Raw genomic sequence first — 16,525 nt, forward strand, 5'->3', positions numbered from 1 at the left:
CCCCGCGACCGGTGGTGCGATAACGCTGGCGACACAGTGGACAAGCAGCCCCAAGTGTGTCGCGAGGGATATTTTTCTCACATTCCGACAATCCACTACCCGAGGGAGCGCCCCCACCGGGCGGTGCGATTCGCCACCTCGCACGCGAGTGTTCCCGCGTTTGCTAGCGTTCCCGGCATGTATGGGCGGGACGTGCTTTCCGGCGACTGGCGGCGGCCCCGACGCGGGCAGATCCCCGAGATCCCCGCCGAGCTCGACCTCGTGGTCGAGGACGCGGAGGGCCGGTTCTGCGGCGCGGTCGTGGCCTGCGACAAGGAGGCCGTCACCCTGGAGGACCGGTGCGGCCGGCGACGGGTCTTCCCGCTGTCGCCCGCGGGGTTCCTCCTCGACGGCAGGCCCGTCACTCTGGTACGGCCGGCCGCCGCATCGAAGGGACCCCGCCGGAGCGCCTCCGGGTCCATCGCGGTCGAAGGGCTGCGGGCCCGCGTCGCCAGGGAGAGCCGGATCTACGTCGAGGGGGTGCACGACGCCTCCCTGGTGGAGAAGATCTGGGGACACGACCTGCGGGTTGAAGGCGTGGCCGTCGAGTTCCTGGAGGGAGTCGACGACCTGCCCGCCATCGTCGCGGAGTTCGCCCCCGGGCCGGAGCGGCGGCTGGGCGTGCTCGTCGACCACCTCGTGCCCGGTTCGAAGGAGAGCCGCATCGCCGCCCGGGTGTCGGGAGACCATGTGCTGGTCGTCGGCCATCCGTACGTGGACGTCTGGCAGGCGGTCAAGCCGGCCGTGCTCGGCATCCCTGCCTGGCCGGACGTGCCAAGGGGCGTCCCCTGGAAGGAGGGCGTGATCACGGCCCTGGGCTGGCGGATGGACCCCCAGGAAGCGTGGCGCCACATCCTCGGACGCGTGGGCGCGTACACCGACCTGGAGCCCGAACTCCTCGGCCGCGTCGAAGAGCTGATCGACTTCGTCACCCACCCCACCGCGGACACTCAGCCGTAGGCGAGGGCGAGGTCACGGATCAGGGCGTCGGCGAGGAGGCGGCCGCGCAGCGTTAGCACGGCCCGGCCGCGCTTGAAAGGCTCCACCTCCAGCAGACCATCGGCCAGCGCGCGGGCGCACGCCGTACGCGCTCCGGGGACGATGCCGGACAGTGGGAAGCCGCACGACAGGCGCAACTCCAGCATCAGCCGCTCGACGGCCTGATCGCCGGGGGTGAGCACCTCACGGGCGTGGGCCGGCGAGGACCCCGACGCGAGGCGGGCGGCGTAGGCGGCCGGATGCTTGACGTTCCACCACCGGGTCCCACCGACGTGGCTGTGCGCGCCCGGCCCGGCCCCCCACCAGTCGCCACCGGTCCAGTAGAGCAGGTTGTGACGGCAGCGCGCCTCGTCCGTCACGGCCCAGTTGGAGATCTCATACCAGTTCAGGCCGGCCGCCGACAGCTTCTCCTCGGCGATGAGGTAGCGGTCGGCCGCCACGTCGTCGTCGGGCATCGGCAGCTCACCGCGGCGGATGCGGGCGGCCAGCCGGGTGCCGTCCTCGACGATGAGCGAGTACGCCGAGACATGGTCGGGGCGGGCGGCCAGGGCGGCGTCCATGGAGGCCCGCCAGTCGTCGTCGCTCTCCCCCGGCGTGCCGTAGATCAGGTCGAGGTTGACGTGTTCGAAGCCGGCCTCGCGCGCCTCGCGTACGGCCTGGGCCGCCCGCCCGGGGGTGTGCCGGCGGTCGAGCACCCGCAGCACGTGCTCGGCGGCGCTCTGCATGCCGAAGCTCATCCGGGTGAAGCCGCCGCTCCGCAACGTCTCCAGCTGTGCCGGGTCGACGGACTCGGGGTTGGCCTCGGTGGTCACCTCGGCGCCGGGGGCCAGGCCGAACTCCTCGCCGATCGCACGGAGGATCCGTACCAGATCGGCCGCCGGCAGCAGCGTCGGCGTGCCGCCGCCGAAGAACACGGTCTCGACGGGTGGCGCGGCGTCCCCCAGCACCCGGCGGGCCAGCCGTATCTCCGCGACCACCGTGTCCGCGTAGTCCCGTCGCGACGCGCCCGGGCCCAGTTCCTCGGCCGTGTAGGTGTTGAAGTCGCAGTAGCCGCAGCGGGTCAGGCAGAACGGCACGTGCACGTAGAAGCCGAACGGGCGGGAGCCCAGCCCGGCCAGCGCGCCGGGCGGCAGCGCACCGGAGGCGGGGACGGGGTCGCCGTCGGGAAGCACGGAAGGCACGCCTACCAGTCTGCCGCCCAATGACCGATGCCATTGACGCCCCGATGGCCGCGGTCTACGATCCTGCTCAATTTATAAGAAAGTTTCTTATAAGTTCTTCCCCCCCAAGCATCTGAGGAGAATCGTGCGACGACTTCTCAAGAACACCCTCGTCCTCGCGGTCGCCACCGGCCTCGCGGCCACCGCCGTACCGTCGGCGGCACAGGCCGACGCGCAGGGACGCCCCGGCCAGGACCGGTACAAGCGGGTGGCCTACTTCGTCCAGTGGGGCATCTACGGGCGCGACTACCACGTCAAGGACATGGAGACCAGCGGCGCGGCGGCCAAGCTGACCCATGTCAACTACGCCTTCGGAAACGTGGGCGAGGAGGGCACGTGTGTGTCCTTCGACAGCTGGGCCGACTGGGAGCGCGGGGTCCCCGCCGAGCAGAGTGTCGACGGCGTGGCCGACGCCGACGACCAGCCGCTCAAGGGCAACCTCAACCAGCTCAAGAAGCTCAAGGCCAAGCACCCCGGGCTGAAGGTCCTCATGTCGCTCGGCGGGTGGAGCGGCTCGAAGTACTTCTCCGACGCGGTGCTCACTCCCGAGGCGCGGACCAAGCTCGCCGCCTCGTGCGTGGACCTCTGGCTGAAGGGCAACCTGCCCGGCCTGCCGGCGGGCACCGGTGCCGGGGTGTTCGACGGCATCGACCTCGACTGGGAGTGGCCCGGCTCTGACGGCAACGAGGGCAACATCATCCGCCCCGAGGACAAGCGGAACTTCACGCTCTTCGTAACCGAGTTGCGCCGCCAGATGAAGGCGTTCGACCGCACGAGCGAGCTCACCGCGTTCCTCCCCGCCGCCGCCGCCAAGATGGACGCCGGCTTCGAGGTCCGCAAGGTCTTCGACCAGCTCGACTTCGCCACTGTCCAGGGCTACGACCTGCACGGCACCTGGGAGACGCGGACCGGCCACCAGGCCAACCTGCTGACCGACCCGCGCGACCCCAACCCGGTGCGCTACAGCGTGGACCAGAGCGTCAAGGACCTGATCTCCCGGGGCGCGCCCAAGCAGAAGATCGTCATCGGCGTCCCCGCGTACGGCCACGGCTGGACCGGCGTGAAGACCAAGGGCAAGGGCAACGGCCTGTACGCCCCGGCCACCGGAGCCGCCCCCGGTAAGTGGGAGGCCGGCAGCGAGGACTACAAGGACCTGGTCAAGAAGCCCGGCAAGCGCTACCGCGACATGCTGACCGGCACGATGTGGCTGTACGACGGCAACGAGTTCTGGTCCTACGACGACCCGACCGTCATGCTGCAGAAGGCGACCTACATCCGGCTCAAGGGCCTGGGCGGCTCGATGATGTGGTCGATCGACCAGGACGACGCCAAGGCGTCCCTCACCTCGGCGCTGTACTCCATCCTGCGCTGAGCTGAGATCACAGATATCGGGGGGCGGCCGGGGCCGGAGCGTTTCGCTCCGGCCCCGGCCCCTTTTCAGCATGATCCGGCGAGGATCCCCGGGCGTTCGGGCCCGTTCCGGCGGGAAGGGTGGGACTCCGACATCGCGGTGCGCCGAGGCGGCACCGATTACGGCCTCGCTCCGGAATCACGGGACGCACGGCGGCCGATGACTGTAGCATCGCGCCTGGAAGGCCGATTCCGCTCCGAAGTCAGCGAACTTCCACCCGGGATGGGAGGTCGAACATACAGCCCGAACAGCCCGCTGAGGTCCTGGTCCGTGACGTCGTGCAAAGGGTCGTGGCCGACTGCGCGCCGGAGGAGACGGTCGTGGTCGAGGGGCTGCTGCGCCACAGCGACGCCGAGGTGCTGGCCCGGCTGCGCCGACGCAGACACAGGCGCGATCCGCTCGGCTTTGGAGTCGCCGACATCGCTGCTCTGGTGACCCCGCTGCTGTGGTTGGCGCTGGAAAGCGCCCGCCAGAAACTGGCCGACGCGGTCGTGGACGGGGCGACGCGCGGCTCGGCGTCATTATGGCGGCGCGTTCTGCGCCGGAAAGCGGAGCCCGAGGTCATCCCCGCCCTCACCCGTGAGCAGCAGGCGATGGTCAAGCAGATGGTCCTTGAGGCGGCCGCCGAGGCCGGGCTGTCGCCGAATCGGGCCAAGCGGATCGCCGACGGCGTCGTTGCCGCCCTGGCACTGGCCGAGCCGGGCGAGCCCCCTGGTGAAGTCGATGTGAGGGAGCCGCGGTGACCATCGTCGAGCCTGGCCGGACCAGGCTCGACGAACGGATACTCGGCCCTGGCACGAACTCCCGCTTCGCGCTGATGCTGCTACTACTCGTGACCGCCAGCGGTTACATGCTGGTGCCGGTATTGTCCGCTCTCCGCCCTGGCGACTACATAGGGTGCGAGTTGGCGGCCGGCGTCGACATCGGTCTCGAATCCTCCCATAGGATCGCATCGGCAACGCGTATGGTGGGGCAGGCGCTGGCGTTCCTCCCATGCGTGGCCCGGTACGCGCCGCCTCCACCGTTGTGGCAGCTCCTGGCCGGGCCCGTGGTGGTCATCGCCGCAGCAGCGGCGGTCACGATCCTGCTACCGCTGTGGAAACAGCGTCCCGGCCGCTGCATTCGCCTGAACCTTGTTGCCGGCGGCTCCGAGGTCGCCGCGCGCATCGAGGAACTCGCCGCGGGTCGCGTCGCGCAGGTGCCGGAACTGTTCTTCGCACCGGCCGCGACCACCAAGAGCGCCGCGGTATTCGGCACCAACGGCCGCCCCCGGCTGCTTCTGGACGGCGGACTGGTCGCCTGCCGCACCACCGACCCGCAGACGTTCGACGCTGTTGTCCTGCACGAACTCGGCCACGTCGCCAACCGGGATCTCACGATCACCTACGCCACCGTCACCCTGTGGCGGGCCTTCATCACGCTGGTCGTCATCCCGTCCCTGCTGTGGTGGTCGGGACTCGGGGTGTTCGGCATCGCGGCCGGCGCCGGTCCGACGCTCACCGCCGTGAGCATGCGCTATCCGGCCGTTCCCGTGATCACCGCCATCGTGATGTACTTCGCCCGTGCGGACGTGCTGCGCAGCAGGGAGCTGTATGCCGACCTGACGGCCAACCGGTGGGGCGCGCCGCTGGCGCATATCTGGGCCATGAAGCCCACCGCGGCCGAGCACCGGCGTCGGCACCGGTTGGCGAGCGTCCTGCTGGACCAGGTGCGCACCCATCCGAGGTGGGAGATCCGCCGTGATGCCCTCGACGACCCGGCGCCGCTCTTCGCGGTGAGTTCACTGCTGATGTTTCTGACCGGCACCAGCGCCATGCTGATGCACTCCCACCTGACAGGGCACACCGCACTTCACGTCGCCGTGTTGAGCGCCTGGCTCGGGCAGGGCCTCGCCGCCGTTCCGGCCACCGTGGTCGCGGCGGCCGCCACACCAGTGCTGTGGCGGACGGTGGTCCGCGCCGCCGTGCTGGACCGGCCGGCGCCCACCGGTGTGCGGGCCGGGCTGTGGCTGGGTCTGGGACTGATCGCCGGGTCGCTGATCAGCGGCCAGGCCACGGGGTACCTGTGGCTGCCCGGCAGATGGTGGGTGCTGATGCTGGTCATAGCCATCGCAGTCGCCGTGACGTGCTGGACCTCTCAGTGCGCTCGCCTCGCCGCCGCTTCCTGGCCGGGCCGGTCGCTACGATGGCCGCTGGCGCTGTGCCTGATCACAGGCTGGCTGATCTTCTCGGCGTGGTTCTCCTGGTGGAACAGCCACGGGGCGATGTACGCCGCCGGATTCTGGTACGACCCGGCTGGCCTGCGATCGTCCATCGCGTACTGGTTCCCCGGAGCAGGTACCGCCCGCCCGGACACGACCGCCGTCATGGCCCCGACGATCACCTTGCTGCGAGAAGCGGCGTACCAGCCGCTGACCCCTGTGTCCGCCGTCGCAGCCTGGATCACGCCCTTTGTCCTGTGGGTCGCGGGCACCGCCGGGCGCGGCCCCGGCTGGCGCCGCTCACTGGACGCCGCCGGCGGAGAGCGCGCAGCGGCTGATACCACCGCTCCCGTGTTATGGCAGGTGCCCGCGCTGCGGCAAGCCATCGCGCCCGCGCTGATCGGAGCGGCGGTCACAGCCGTCGGCGTCGCCGCAGTCCAGGCATGGCTGCACACCCTGCATGCCGGACCGGGGCAACGCGGCGGCATGTACGCCTTCAGCTACGCGGTCTGGTCCCTGTGGGCGGTCGCCGCCGGCGCACTCGTCACCGCCCTGGTCGCGGCGGCCTCGGCCCGGTTCCGGTTGCTGACCATGCTCATCGCCACGGGAATCAGCACGCTGCTCGGCCTGGGCGCCGCAACCGCGCTGATCTCCATCGACGGATGCGTCCAACCGTTGAACGTCCTCAATGACAGCTGCAGCTGGCGTCCGGCCTGGCGGCAACTGCAGGGCGGCAACATGTTCGGCCTGGTCGCGCACAGTACGCTGCTCATAGCCCCGGTCGCCGCGGTGGCAGCCGCGGCGCCGACGGCCCTGTTCCGCCTCGCCCTGCAGGCGATCCATGTGAAGGACGGCATACCGGCGCCCAGGCCGGTTGCGACCATCTCACGCTCCAGGACTGGAAGACGGTACGCCGGCGCGGTGCTGTCAGCAGCGGGCGTACCTGGTTCGGCTCTTGCGATCGTGGCAGTGTTGATGGCGGGTGACGCCGAAGAGCAGGTCGCGAGCAAGGCACAGCTAATGACGGTCACCACGCAGGCTACCTTTCAGCGGACGGCGGGTCTGCCAGTTCTGCCGGTATCGCCGGATATGCGCCGACAGCAGGTTCATGCCTGGTATCAGCTCGGTGGCCGATACCTTCTCGACAATGCCGTTCACAACAGCAGATGGATGACGGCACAACTGCGCCCGGCGGTGCTCGACCACCACCTGGCGGCCACCGCCGATCTCATGTCCAGGATGCGATCGGTGTGCCAGAACATGAGAAACCTGGCCGCCTGGGAACCCGTCTACTTCCAGGTCCCCGACCCGGCCGCGCAGGCACACTGGCACCGGTTCGCGGTGATCGCCGGGAGCGCGGGTCCAGCGTGCATCCAGGCCGTCGACCACGAAAACGTCAATGCGTTCAGCGAGTCCATGATCGAACTCCTGGCCGCGGCCAAGCAGGTCATCGCCACCTCAGACCGGATCAGCGCGATCATCGATGATCCCTCCGACCCCGTCTACCAGGGTGAGCCGACAGCGCCGCCTCCACCCCGTCTGTGAGGTGAAGGCCGACCATCGGGCTTGATGACACGTCCGCTCGGCTTGCCGTACTATTTCTTGCCCTTGTCGGCGGACCCGGAGTCGGTGGACAGGGCGGCGACGAACGCCTCCTGCGGCACCTCGACGCGGCCCACCATCTTCATCCGCTTCTTGCCTTCCTTCTGCTTCTCCAGCAGCTTGCGCTTACGGCTGATGTCACCGCCGTAGCACTTGGCGAGCACGTCCTTGCGTATTGCCCGGATGTTCTCCCGGGCGATCACGCGAGCGCCGATGGCCGCCTGGATGGGCACCTCGAACTGCTGCCTCGGGATGAGCTCCTTGAGCTTCTTGGCCATCTCGACGCCGTAAGCGTACGCCTTCTCACGGTGGACGATCGCGCTGAACGCGTCGACGGCCTCGCCCTGCAGGAGGATGTCGACCTTCACGAGGTCGGCCTCCTGCTCGCCCTGCGGCTCGTAGTCGAGTGAGGCGTAGCCGCGGGTCTTCGACTTGAGCTGGTCGAAGAAGTCGAAAATGATCTCCCCGAGGGGCATCGTGTAGCGGATCTCGACCCGGTCCTCCGAGAGGTAGTCCATGCCGAGAAGCTGCCCCCGGCGCCCCTGGCACAGCTCCATGATGCCGCCGATGAACTCGGCCGGCGCGAGCAGCGTGGCCTTGACCATCGGCTCGAAGATCTGCCCCACCTTGCCCTCGGGGAACTCGGAGGGGTTGGTGACGACGAGCTCGCGGCCGTCCTCCATCACGACCCGGTAGATGACGTTCGGCGAGGTCGAGATCAGCGACAGGTTGAACTCCCGCTCCAGCCGCTCCCGCACGATCTCCATGTGCAGCAGGCCGAGGAACCCGCAGCGGAAGCCGAAGCCGAGCGCGGCCGAGGTCTCCGGCTCGTAGACGAGCGCGGCGTCGTTCAGCCGCAGCTTGTCGAGCGCGTCGCGCAGCTCGGGGTAGTCGTCGCCGTCGATCGGATAGAGCCCGGAGTACACCATGGGCTTGGGATGCTCGTAGCCGCCCAGTGGCTCGCCGGCCTGCTTGACCGCGCTGGTGACCGTGTCACCCACCCGGGACTGGCGGACGTCCTTCACCCCGGTGATCAGATAACCCACCTCGCCGACGCCGAGACCCTGGTCGGCGGGCCGCGGCTCGGGCGAGATGACGCCGATCTCCAGGAGCTCGTGCTGGACGCCGGTCGACATCATCAGCACCCGCTCGCGCTTCGACAGGTGCCCGTCGACGACCCTGACGTACGTCACGACGCCCCGGTAGGTGTCGTAGACCGAGTCGAAGATGAGCGCACGGGCGGCCGTCCCCGCGTCCCCCACAGGCGCGGGGACGTGCTCCACCACGTGGTCCAGCAGCTCCTTGACCCCCACCCCGGTCTTGCCGGACACCCGCAGCACGTCGCCGGGGTCGCAGCCGATGAGCCCGGCGAGCTCCTCGGCGTACTTGTCCGGCTGCGCGGCGGGCAGGTCGATCTTGTTGAGCACCGGGATGATGTGCAGGTCGGCGTTCATGGCCAGGTAGAGGTTGGCCAGCGTCTGCGCCTCGATGCCCTGTGCGGCGTCGACGAGCAGGATCGCCCCCTCGCACGCCTCCAGGGAGCGGGACACCTCGTAGGAGAAGTCCACGTGGCCCGGGGTGTCGATCATGTTGAGGACGTGGCCGTTCCAGGGAAGCCGGACGGCCTGGGACTTGATCGTGATGCCGCGTTCGCGCTCGATGTCCATCCGGTCCAGGTACTGCGCGCGCATGGACCTTTCGTCCACCACGCCGGTCAACTGCAGCATGCGGTCGGCGAGTGTGGACTTGCCATGGTCGATATGCGCGATGATGCAGAAGTTGCGGATCAACGCGGGGTCGGTCTGGCCAGGCTGAGTGCGCACCGAGGTCCGTTTCAACAAGGTCTTGGATAAGAGCAGGTGACTATTGGGCCGGTCGGGCCGCCCGCCTGATGGCCGGCGGGCCCTCCCGTCTGAGGCTGGCAGTCCAGCCACCTTCCATGGTGGCATGTCCGGATGCTTGCCATGACCACCAGACGGGTTCTCGGGCTGATCTTACGGTTCTTACGGTGGGCCGCCCTCGCGGCGGCCGTGCTCGTCCTGCTCGGCCTCGCGGCGGCGGGCGCGCTGCGCTGGAAGTTCGCCGGCACCCCCGCGCCCTGGGCCAGGACGACCGGACATGACGCGCTGTGGATGGGACACGCGTGGGTGGACGGCCGCCGCACCGCCGAGGACGTGGACGCCCTTGCCGTACGGCTGCGCGGAAGCGGGATCAGGGACGTGTACGTGCACAGCGGGCCACTGGACTACGACGGCACGCTCCGGGCGGACAAGTACCCCAACGCACAAAATTTCCTGAAATGGTGGCGCGAGCGGCTGCCCGAGGTCCGGGTCTCGGCCTGGCTTGGTCAGAAAGTGGGCGCGGACGACAGGCCCCGCCTGGACCTCGCCGATCCGCCGGCGCGGGAGCGGATCGTCGCGGGCGCGCGTGCGCTGATCGACCTGGGCTTCGACGGCATCCACTACGACTTCGAGCCGGTCCCGGACGGGGACGGGCCGTTTCTGAGCATGCTGCGGGAGACGCGGCAGGCGATCGGCACGAAGCCGCTGACGACCGCCACCCAGCAGATCGAGCCGTTCCCCGGACTGCGGCACCCGTCCCGCCTGGCGATCGGGCACGACAAGTACTGGTCGTCGGACTACTTCCGGCAGGTCGTCGAACTGACCGACCAGGTGGCCGTCATGACGTACGACTCGGGCATGCCGCTGCGGTCCCTGTACGGCGGATTCGTCGTACGGCAGGCCGAGATCGCGATGGGCCTGGTCCCCGAGGACAAGACCCTGCTCATCGGGGCGCCCGCCTACCACGACCACGGGGTGACCTGGGGCGACGCAGCCGAAAGCGTCGCGACCGCCGCCGACGGCACCCGGCTGGCCCTGACCGAGCACGGCCCGAGGACCGATCTCGGCCTGGCCCTCTACGTCGACTTCGCCGCCACCGAGGAGGACTGGGAGGAATACCGCACGGCCTGGGTGGATCCTCGCTGACACCGACTGCGGCCGTTCATCCCATCCGCCGGCCGGTGCCGCGGTAGCATGAGCCCGCGCACGGGCCGGCGGAGGATGGCCCGGCGGCGTGATTTGAGCGGCGAGCCCGGCTGTGGGTATTCTGTTGAACTGCGTGTGGCGCGCCCTCTCTCTTGCCCGCGCGCCCATCCGACCGAGACTTCACACCGAGGCTTTCTTCGTGGCGAACATCAAGTCCCAGATCAAGCGCAACCGGCAGAACGAGAAGCGTCGGCTGCGCAACAAGGCCGTCAAGTCGTCCCTGAAGACCGCGGTCCGCAAGTTCCGCGAGGCCGCCGAGCAGGGCAACGCCGAGGAGGCCGTGGTCCTCCTGCAGGCCGCCTCCCGTCAGCTCGACAAGGCCGTCAGCAAGGGCGTCATCCACAGGAACCAGGCGGCCAACCGCAAGTCGGCGATCGCCAAGCGCGCCGCCGCCCTGCAGGCAGCCAAGTAACGTCCTACCGAGACACCACGCCGCATCCCGCTCCCGGGATGCGGCGTTCTGGTGTCCGCGGGCAGATCCCGTGAACGGCGTCAGCGGCCGGTGCGGCTGGCGACGATGACGTGGACGGCCCGTTCCAGCGCGTAGGCCGGGTCGGCGCCGGCCCCCTTGACCTGTTCGTCGGCCGAGGCGACCGCCTGCACGGCGGCGGAGATGCCCTCCGGGCCCCAGCCGCCGAGCTGGCGCTTGACCCGGTCGATCTTCCATGGAGGCATGCCCACATGGGAGGCGAGCTGACCGCCGCGCAGGTTCCGCGGTGCGTCGCCGACCTTGGCCAGTGAACGGAGGCCGGTCGCGAGCGCGCTGACGAGCAGTACGGGCGCGACGCCCGTGGCCAGGGCCCAGCGAAGCTGCTCCAGCGCCTCACCGAGCTTTCCCTCGATCGCCAGGTCGGCGATGGTGAAGCCGCTGACCTCTGCCCGTCCCCGGTAATAGCGGGCGACGGCGGCCTCGTCGATGCTCTTGCCCGGGGTGTCGAAGGCCAGCTGGTCGCAGGCGGCGGCCAGTTCGCGCAGGTCGCTGCCCACGGCGTCGAGCAGCGCCTGGGCGGCGGGCGGCGAGATCGTCCGCCCGGCGCGGCGGGCCTCCGCCCTGATGAAGTCGAGCCGCTCGCCCGCCTTGGTCGGCTTGGCGACGGTGATCACCTCGGCGCCGGCCTTCTTCACCCCGTCGACCAGTGCCTTGCCCTTCACGCCACCGGGGTGGGTCAGCACCAGGACGGTGTCGTCGGCGGGATGTGCGGCGTATTTGACGATCTCGGTGATGACGTCCTTCGGCAGGTCCTGCGCGGCCCGGATGACCACGATGGACCTGTCGCCGAAGAGCGACGGGGACGTGAGCGTGGTCAGCTCCCCCGGCTCCACCCTGCCGCCGACCAGATCGTGAACCTCCGTCTCCGGGTCGGCGGCCCGCACTGCGGTGACGACGGACGCGACGGCCCGGTCCGCCAGGAACTCCTCGTCGCCGACGACCAGGGTCACGGGTGCTGGATTGGCCATGCAAGGCAGCATGCCACGCTCCCCGGTCCGGGGCACATCCCGAAGCCCTTGACAGCCCGATCCCGTCGAGGCATTCTTAACTTACTCGTTCTAAAACAAGGTGGTTATGGATGACGACCGATCGGCTCAGTCTCGTGTTCGGGGCGCTCACGGATCCGATCCGGCGCGCGATCCTGGTCCGGCTGACCGAGGGCGACGCGACCGTCGCCGAGCTCGCCGCGCCGTTCGACGTGTCCCAGCCCGCGATCTCCCGGCACCTCAAGGTGCTGGAGCACGCCGGGCTCATCTCACGCACCCGGCGCGCGACCGCCCGGCTCAGTCACCTGGAGGCCGAACCGCTGCGCGACGTGACCACGTGGCTTGCCCGCTACCAGCGGTTCTGGGACGAGAGCCACGAGCGGCTCGACGAACTGCTCGCGGCACTGCAAGCCGACCGGAACGACGACCCCGACCGCGACGAGGCGGTCCCCACGAGAGGAAACGACAATGGGTAAGACGCAGATCATCGCCGAGGCCGGCATCCCCCAGATCACCGTCAGTCGTGAGTTCGACGCGCCCCGCGACCTGGTGTTCCAGGCATACACCGACCCTGAGTTGCTGGTGCGGTGGTTCGGCCCGCGGGACGAGACCACGACCATCGATCGGCACGACCTGCGTGACGGCGGCAGGTGGCGATACGTCACCAGGGACGGTGAGGGCAACGAGTTCGGCTTCCGCGGGGTCTTCCACGGCGACCAGACCCCTGACGGCATGGTGCGGACCTTCGAGTTCGAGGGCGTGCCGGGCCACGTCGTCCTGGAGACGACCACCCTCGAGGAGCGCGACGGCCGGACGCTCGTACGCACGGTGTCGAGCTACCAGTCCGTCGAGGACCGCGACGCCATGGTGGCCTCCGGCATGGAGCACGGCGTCCACGAGTCGCACGAGCGCATCGAGGAACTGCTGGCCAAACTGCAGGCCGGCTGACGGCTCCGGACGCGGCCGACCGGGTTGGTCGGGCAGGGTCTCCCGTTCGCATCGAGCCATCGAGCACGACTCAACCATGACGGGGGACCACGGCCAGGCGGCCGCCGCTCTCGACGACGGCCAGGTCACCGGAGAGATCGGTGCGGTAGGTCCGCATGCCGAGCCAGGCCAGGCGGCGCATGGTCAGCGGGGCGGGATGGCCGTAGTCGTTCGTCGCGCCGACACTGATCAGCGCGGCCCGCGCCCCGGTGGCGGCGAGGAACCCCGGATCCTGCCGGGACGACCCATGATGCGCGACCTTCAAGACGTCGACCCGGGGCACGCCCTGCCGCAGCAGCGCGTCCTGCGCCTCGGTCTCCAGATCCCCGGCGAGCAGGGCCGACCCGATGGCGTTTCCCGCGGCCCCGGACCAGCGGGCCACGAGCACAACGCTGGCATTGTTCGCGATCGCCCCCTCCCCCGGCCCCTGGCGGGCCTCACCGTCGCCGGGAGCGAGCACGGTGAGCTCAAGCGTGCCGTCCGAGCCACCGAATCGCCACCGGGTGCCGGGGATCACCACCCACTCGGGGATCCCCCTGCCCCGAAGGTCCCGGGAGACGCGGGCGGCCTCGCCCTCGGGCACCCGTCCGGGGCTGACCACGGCGGCCCCGACAGCCCGGCCGCGCAGGACGCCCGAGAGGCCGCCGACGTGATCGAGGTGTGGATGGGTGAGCACCATCAGGGGAACCTTCCGGACGCCGAGGTCGCGCAGGCAGCGATCGGCCGGACCAGGGTCCGGACCGGTGTCGACCACCACCGCCTCGCCGGGCCCGGCCGACATGGCGAGGGCGTCGCCCTGACCGACGTCACAGGCGACCAGCAGCCAACCCGGCGGAGGCCATGGCGCGGCCATCCTCCGAACCACGAGGATGGTCAGCAACGCGCCGATCACCACCGCGATGGCGATGCGCCTGCCCGTCGGCCGGCGCAGAACGAACCACCCGAGGACCGCCGCCGGCGCCAGCAGGGCGACCCCGGGCAGGCCGCCAGGCCATGAGACCGTCGCGAACGGCAGAGCCGCCGCCCGCTCCGCCACCGCGATGATCCAGCCGACCGCGAGCCCGGCGGGCCGGACCAGAAGCTGCGCCAGCGGCATGCTGATCGGGGCCACGAGCGCGGCGGCGAAGCCCAGCACGGTGGCCGGTGCGACGGCCGGTTCGGCCAGCAGGTTGGCCGGGATCGCGACCAGGTCGAGCGTGCCGGCCATCAGCACCAGCACCGGCGTCACCGCCGCCTGGGCCGCCGTCGGCACGGCCAACGCCTCGGCGACAAGCATGGGCATCCGGCGGGCCAGCCGATCGCGCCAACGCGGGGCGAGCACCAGGATGCCGCCGGTGGCGGCCACCGACAGGGCGAAGCCGTACTCTCTGGCCAGCCCGGGGTTGACCAGGATCAGCGCGAGCACGGTCGCGGATAAGGCGGCGACGCCGTCCCGGGAACGGCCGGTGCCGAGCGCGACGGCGGCCACCGAACCCATGACGAGTGCCCGGAGCACGCTCGGGGACGGCCTCGCCACCACCGCGAAACCGATCATCACGGCGATCGCGAGTGCGGCCCTCACCGGGAGCGGAAGCCCTGCCCATCGCGTGATCAGAAGCGCCGCACCGGCGATGATCGCCAGGTTGGACCCCGAAACCGCTGTGAGGTGGCTCAGCCCGGCGGTCTTGAGGTCGCGTCGGACCTGGTCGTCCATCCGCGACACATCGCCGACGACCAGGCCGGGCAGCAGGCCACGCTGGTCGGGCGGCAGCACATCGCTCGCCTTCCGCAATCCGGCCCGCAGCATCCCCGCCCCCCGCTGGATGAGCGACGGTCCCGCGTCAGGCGACTCGGGCGGCTGCGGCGGACCCCGCACGAGCATCAGCGCCGCGGTCAGTTCACCGGGATCGGCCGGCGCCAGTCGTCCCCGGACCCGGATGCGCTGACTCGGCAGCAGTTCGGTCCACCCCGGACCCGAGCCGAACATGACGACCGGGACGTCCACCCGGAAGCGCGCCTCCGGGGCGTCGACCACGACCAGCCGCGCCTCGACCACGACGCTGTCGCGCCTGGTGACTCCCCCGCGGCGCTGCCGGATCCGCGGGTCGTCGGTGATGACGGCCTCCGCCGTGACGGTGACGCCACGGGCCGCGAGGTCAGGCACCGGACCCGTACGCACGGAGTGCACCTTGAACGCGACCACAGCCGAAGCGGCCGCCACGCACACCAGCACGCCGGCACTCACCCTGGCGAGTGCCGTGCCTCTGGCAGACCGTCCCGCTTCCGAGCGGGCCCATCTCCGGCAGGCCGCCCACGCCACCGGAGCCGCCAGGGCCGAGGTCGCCGCCACCCACGCCCCCGCCGCGGCCGGACACCCCAGCAACACGAGAGCGGTCAGCCACACCGCGACGGCGGGAGCGACCAGCACCGCGGACAACCTCCGAACCGCAGCCACGCGACCGCCGGAGCCGACACCGTCGGGGCCTGGGTCGTCGGGACCGGAAGCATCGGGACCACGATCAACGCTGGAGACCGGGTTCGAGTCGGCCTGTACGGGTCGGGCCCCGGTCATACGGCGACCTTGTCGCGCAGTTCCGCGAACTTCTTCTCCCCGATGCCGGAGACCTGACGGAGCTGATCGACGCTGCCGAACCCGCCGTGGGCGTTCCGGAAATCGATGATCCGCTGGGCCAGCACATCGCCGACGCCCGGAAGAGTGTTGAGCTGCTCGACGGTCGCCGTGTTGAGGTTCACCACGCCGCCGCCGTCCGGCTGCGCGGCCAACGGGCCGCCTCCCCCGGCATCCTTGTCCGCCCCCACGACGATGTGCTCTCCGTCCGCGAGCCGGCGAGCGAGGTTGACCCCGCCCGGGTCCGCCCCCTTCTTCACGCCGCCGGCGGCTTCGACCGCGTCGACCACCCTTGATCCGGTCGGCAGCGCGAGCACGCCGGGCTTGCGGACCTTTCCGGTCACATAGACGATCACGCTCGAGGTGGGAGACGGCGAAGCGGCCGATCTCACGCTTCCCGGTGGCGCGCTTTCCGGCCCCACGCCCTCCGCCGCCGCGCTCGCCAGGCCCGTGCCCATGCTCATCGGAACGGGCGCGGCGACGGGTTCGGCGACCGGCCGGGTCCGCCACACCACGAATCCGGCGATCGCCGCCGCGAGCACCCCGACAAGCACCAGAAGGCGCAGTCCCGGTCCACCTGGATCCAGCATGGGCACCTCGTCACCGAACTTCACGCCACGGGATCTCCATCGGTCGACGATCTCGACCAGTCTGCTTCGAAACGGGGGCGGTATTCCGCCGGGCTCGACATCATCGAGCGCCTCGGGCACGCCGAACGACGGCGGCGTGAGCGACGCCACCGGCTTCATCGGCGAGGAGCGGATGCGGGCGGCGGGCGGCTCCATCGCCATGGGATGGATCAGGACGCGCAGGCGCGTCTCGGCCGCGCGGCTCTCACCGGCACGATTCCCGGTCACACGGTGAGCCCGCTGCTCTCTGCTTCGCACGCCCAGGACGTTAGGTCGCCGCCGCCTCGGTCAAGGAAGCAGAATCCGG

General features: G+C 70.3%; 13 protein-coding genes. 8 read left to right on the forward strand and 5 right to left on the reverse strand.

Features of this window, described 5'->3' with window-relative positions:
* Positions 1 to 177: 177 nt before the first annotated feature.
* Positions 178 to 999 (forward strand): DUF3097 domain-containing protein, encoded by an 822-nt coding sequence (locus tag ACFHYQ_RS03075; RefSeq protein ID WP_394299487.1) that lies wholly within the window; start codon positions 178 to 180, stop codon positions 997 to 999.
* Here ACFHYQ_RS03075 and hemW read toward each other — a convergent pair.
* Positions 990 to 2,219, reverse strand: a complete 1,230-nt coding sequence (hemW, locus tag ACFHYQ_RS03080) for a radical SAM family heme chaperone HemW (RefSeq protein ID WP_394299488.1) — start codon at positions 2,217 to 2,219, stop codon at positions 990 to 992. The two genes, ACFHYQ_RS03075 and hemW, sit on opposite strands and share 10 nt — an antisense overlap.
* A gap of 124 nt (positions 2,220 to 2,343) precedes the next feature.
* Between hemW and ACFHYQ_RS03085 the strand changes: the two genes are divergently transcribed.
* The 3 genes from ACFHYQ_RS03085 (at position 2,344) to ACFHYQ_RS03095 (ending at position 7,414) form a co-directional block, all read left to right on the forward strand.
* Complete coding sequence (locus tag ACFHYQ_RS03085) at positions 2,344 to 3,630, forward strand: glycoside hydrolase family 18 protein (protein WP_394299489.1); 1,287 nt, start codon at positions 2,344 to 2,346, stop codon at positions 3,628 to 3,630.
* A 317-nt stretch (positions 3,631 to 3,947) separates the two neighbouring features.
* Positions 3,948 to 4,412, forward strand: coding sequence for a hypothetical protein (locus ACFHYQ_RS03090; RefSeq protein WP_394299490.1), 465 nt, complete (start codon positions 3,948 to 3,950; stop codon positions 4,410 to 4,412).
* The gene (locus ACFHYQ_RS03095; protein ID WP_394299491.1) at positions 4,409 to 7,414 is read left to right on the forward strand and encodes a M48 family metalloprotease; all 3,006 of its coding nucleotides are present in this window, start codon (positions 4,409 to 4,411) and stop codon (positions 7,412 to 7,414) included. Before ACFHYQ_RS03090 ends, ACFHYQ_RS03095 begins: the two co-directional genes overlap by 4 nt.
* A gap of 50 nt (positions 7,415 to 7,464) precedes the next feature.
* On the opposite strand, the gene lepA is transcribed toward ACFHYQ_RS03095, so the two are convergent.
* Positions 7,465 to 9,294 carry a translation elongation factor 4 gene (gene lepA / locus ACFHYQ_RS03100; protein WP_394299492.1) on the reverse strand — a complete coding sequence of 610 codons (1,830 nt, stop codon included), beginning with the start codon at positions 9,292 to 9,294 and terminating at the stop codon, positions 7,465 to 7,467.
* 141 nt (positions 9,295 to 9,435) lie between these two features.
* Here lepA and ACFHYQ_RS03105 point away from each other — a divergent pair, with 141 nt between their 5' ends.
* Together ACFHYQ_RS03105 and rpsT are read left to right on the forward strand one after the other, a co-directional pair.
* Entirely contained in the window at positions 9,436 to 10,458 is a 1,023-nt protein-coding gene (locus ACFHYQ_RS03105; RefSeq protein WP_394299493.1) for a glycoside hydrolase family 18 protein, read from the forward strand.
* A gap of 199 nt (positions 10,459 to 10,657) precedes the next feature.
* Positions 10,658 to 10,930, forward strand: a complete 273-nt coding sequence (gene rpsT, locus ACFHYQ_RS03110) for a 30S ribosomal protein S20 (RefSeq protein ID WP_394299494.1) — start codon at positions 10,658 to 10,660, stop codon at positions 10,928 to 10,930.
* A gap of 80 nt (positions 10,931 to 11,010) precedes the next feature.
* Here the strand turns inward: rpsT and holA are convergent, their stop codons facing one another.
* Complete coding sequence (gene holA, locus ACFHYQ_RS03115) at positions 11,011 to 11,976, reverse strand: DNA polymerase III subunit delta (RefSeq protein ID WP_394299495.1); 966 nt, start codon at positions 11,974 to 11,976, stop codon at positions 11,011 to 11,013.
* A gap of 110 nt (positions 11,977 to 12,086) precedes the next feature.
* Here holA and ACFHYQ_RS03120 point away from each other — a divergent pair, with 110 nt between their 5' ends.
* Together ACFHYQ_RS03120 and ACFHYQ_RS03125 are read left to right on the forward strand one after the other, a co-directional pair.
* The gene (locus tag ACFHYQ_RS03120; protein WP_394299496.1) at positions 12,087 to 12,470 is read left to right on the forward strand and encodes an ArsR/SmtB family transcription factor; all 384 of its coding nucleotides are present in this window, start codon (positions 12,087 to 12,089) and stop codon (positions 12,468 to 12,470) included.
* Positions 12,463 to 12,942: an SRPBCC family protein gene (locus ACFHYQ_RS03125; protein WP_394299497.1), complete on the forward strand. Its 480-nt coding sequence runs from the start codon at positions 12,463 to 12,465 to the stop codon at positions 12,940 to 12,942. Before ACFHYQ_RS03120 ends, ACFHYQ_RS03125 begins: the two co-directional genes overlap by 8 nt.
* Before the next feature lie 70 nt (positions 12,943 to 13,012).
* Here the strand turns inward: ACFHYQ_RS03125 and ACFHYQ_RS03130 are convergent, their stop codons facing one another.
* Both ACFHYQ_RS03130 and ACFHYQ_RS03135 read right to left on the reverse strand, forming a co-directional pair.
* Positions 13,013 to 15,388 (reverse strand): ComEC/Rec2 family competence protein, encoded by a 2,376-nt coding sequence (locus ACFHYQ_RS03130; protein WP_394299498.1) that lies wholly within the window; start codon positions 15,386 to 15,388, stop codon positions 13,013 to 13,015.
* Positions 15,389 to 15,528: 140 nt separating this feature from the next.
* Positions 15,529 to 16,476, reverse strand: coding sequence for a ComEA family DNA-binding protein (locus ACFHYQ_RS03135; protein WP_394299499.1), 948 nt, complete (start codon positions 16,474 to 16,476; stop codon positions 15,529 to 15,531).
* Between the last annotated feature and the right edge of the window lie 49 nt (positions 16,477 to 16,525).

It is taken from the genome of Sphaerimonospora cavernae (genome assembly GCF_042435035.1).
In the GTDB taxonomy this organism is placed as follows: Bacteria; Actinomycetota; Actinomycetes; order Streptosporangiales; family Streptosporangiaceae; genus Sphaerimonospora; species Sphaerimonospora cavernae.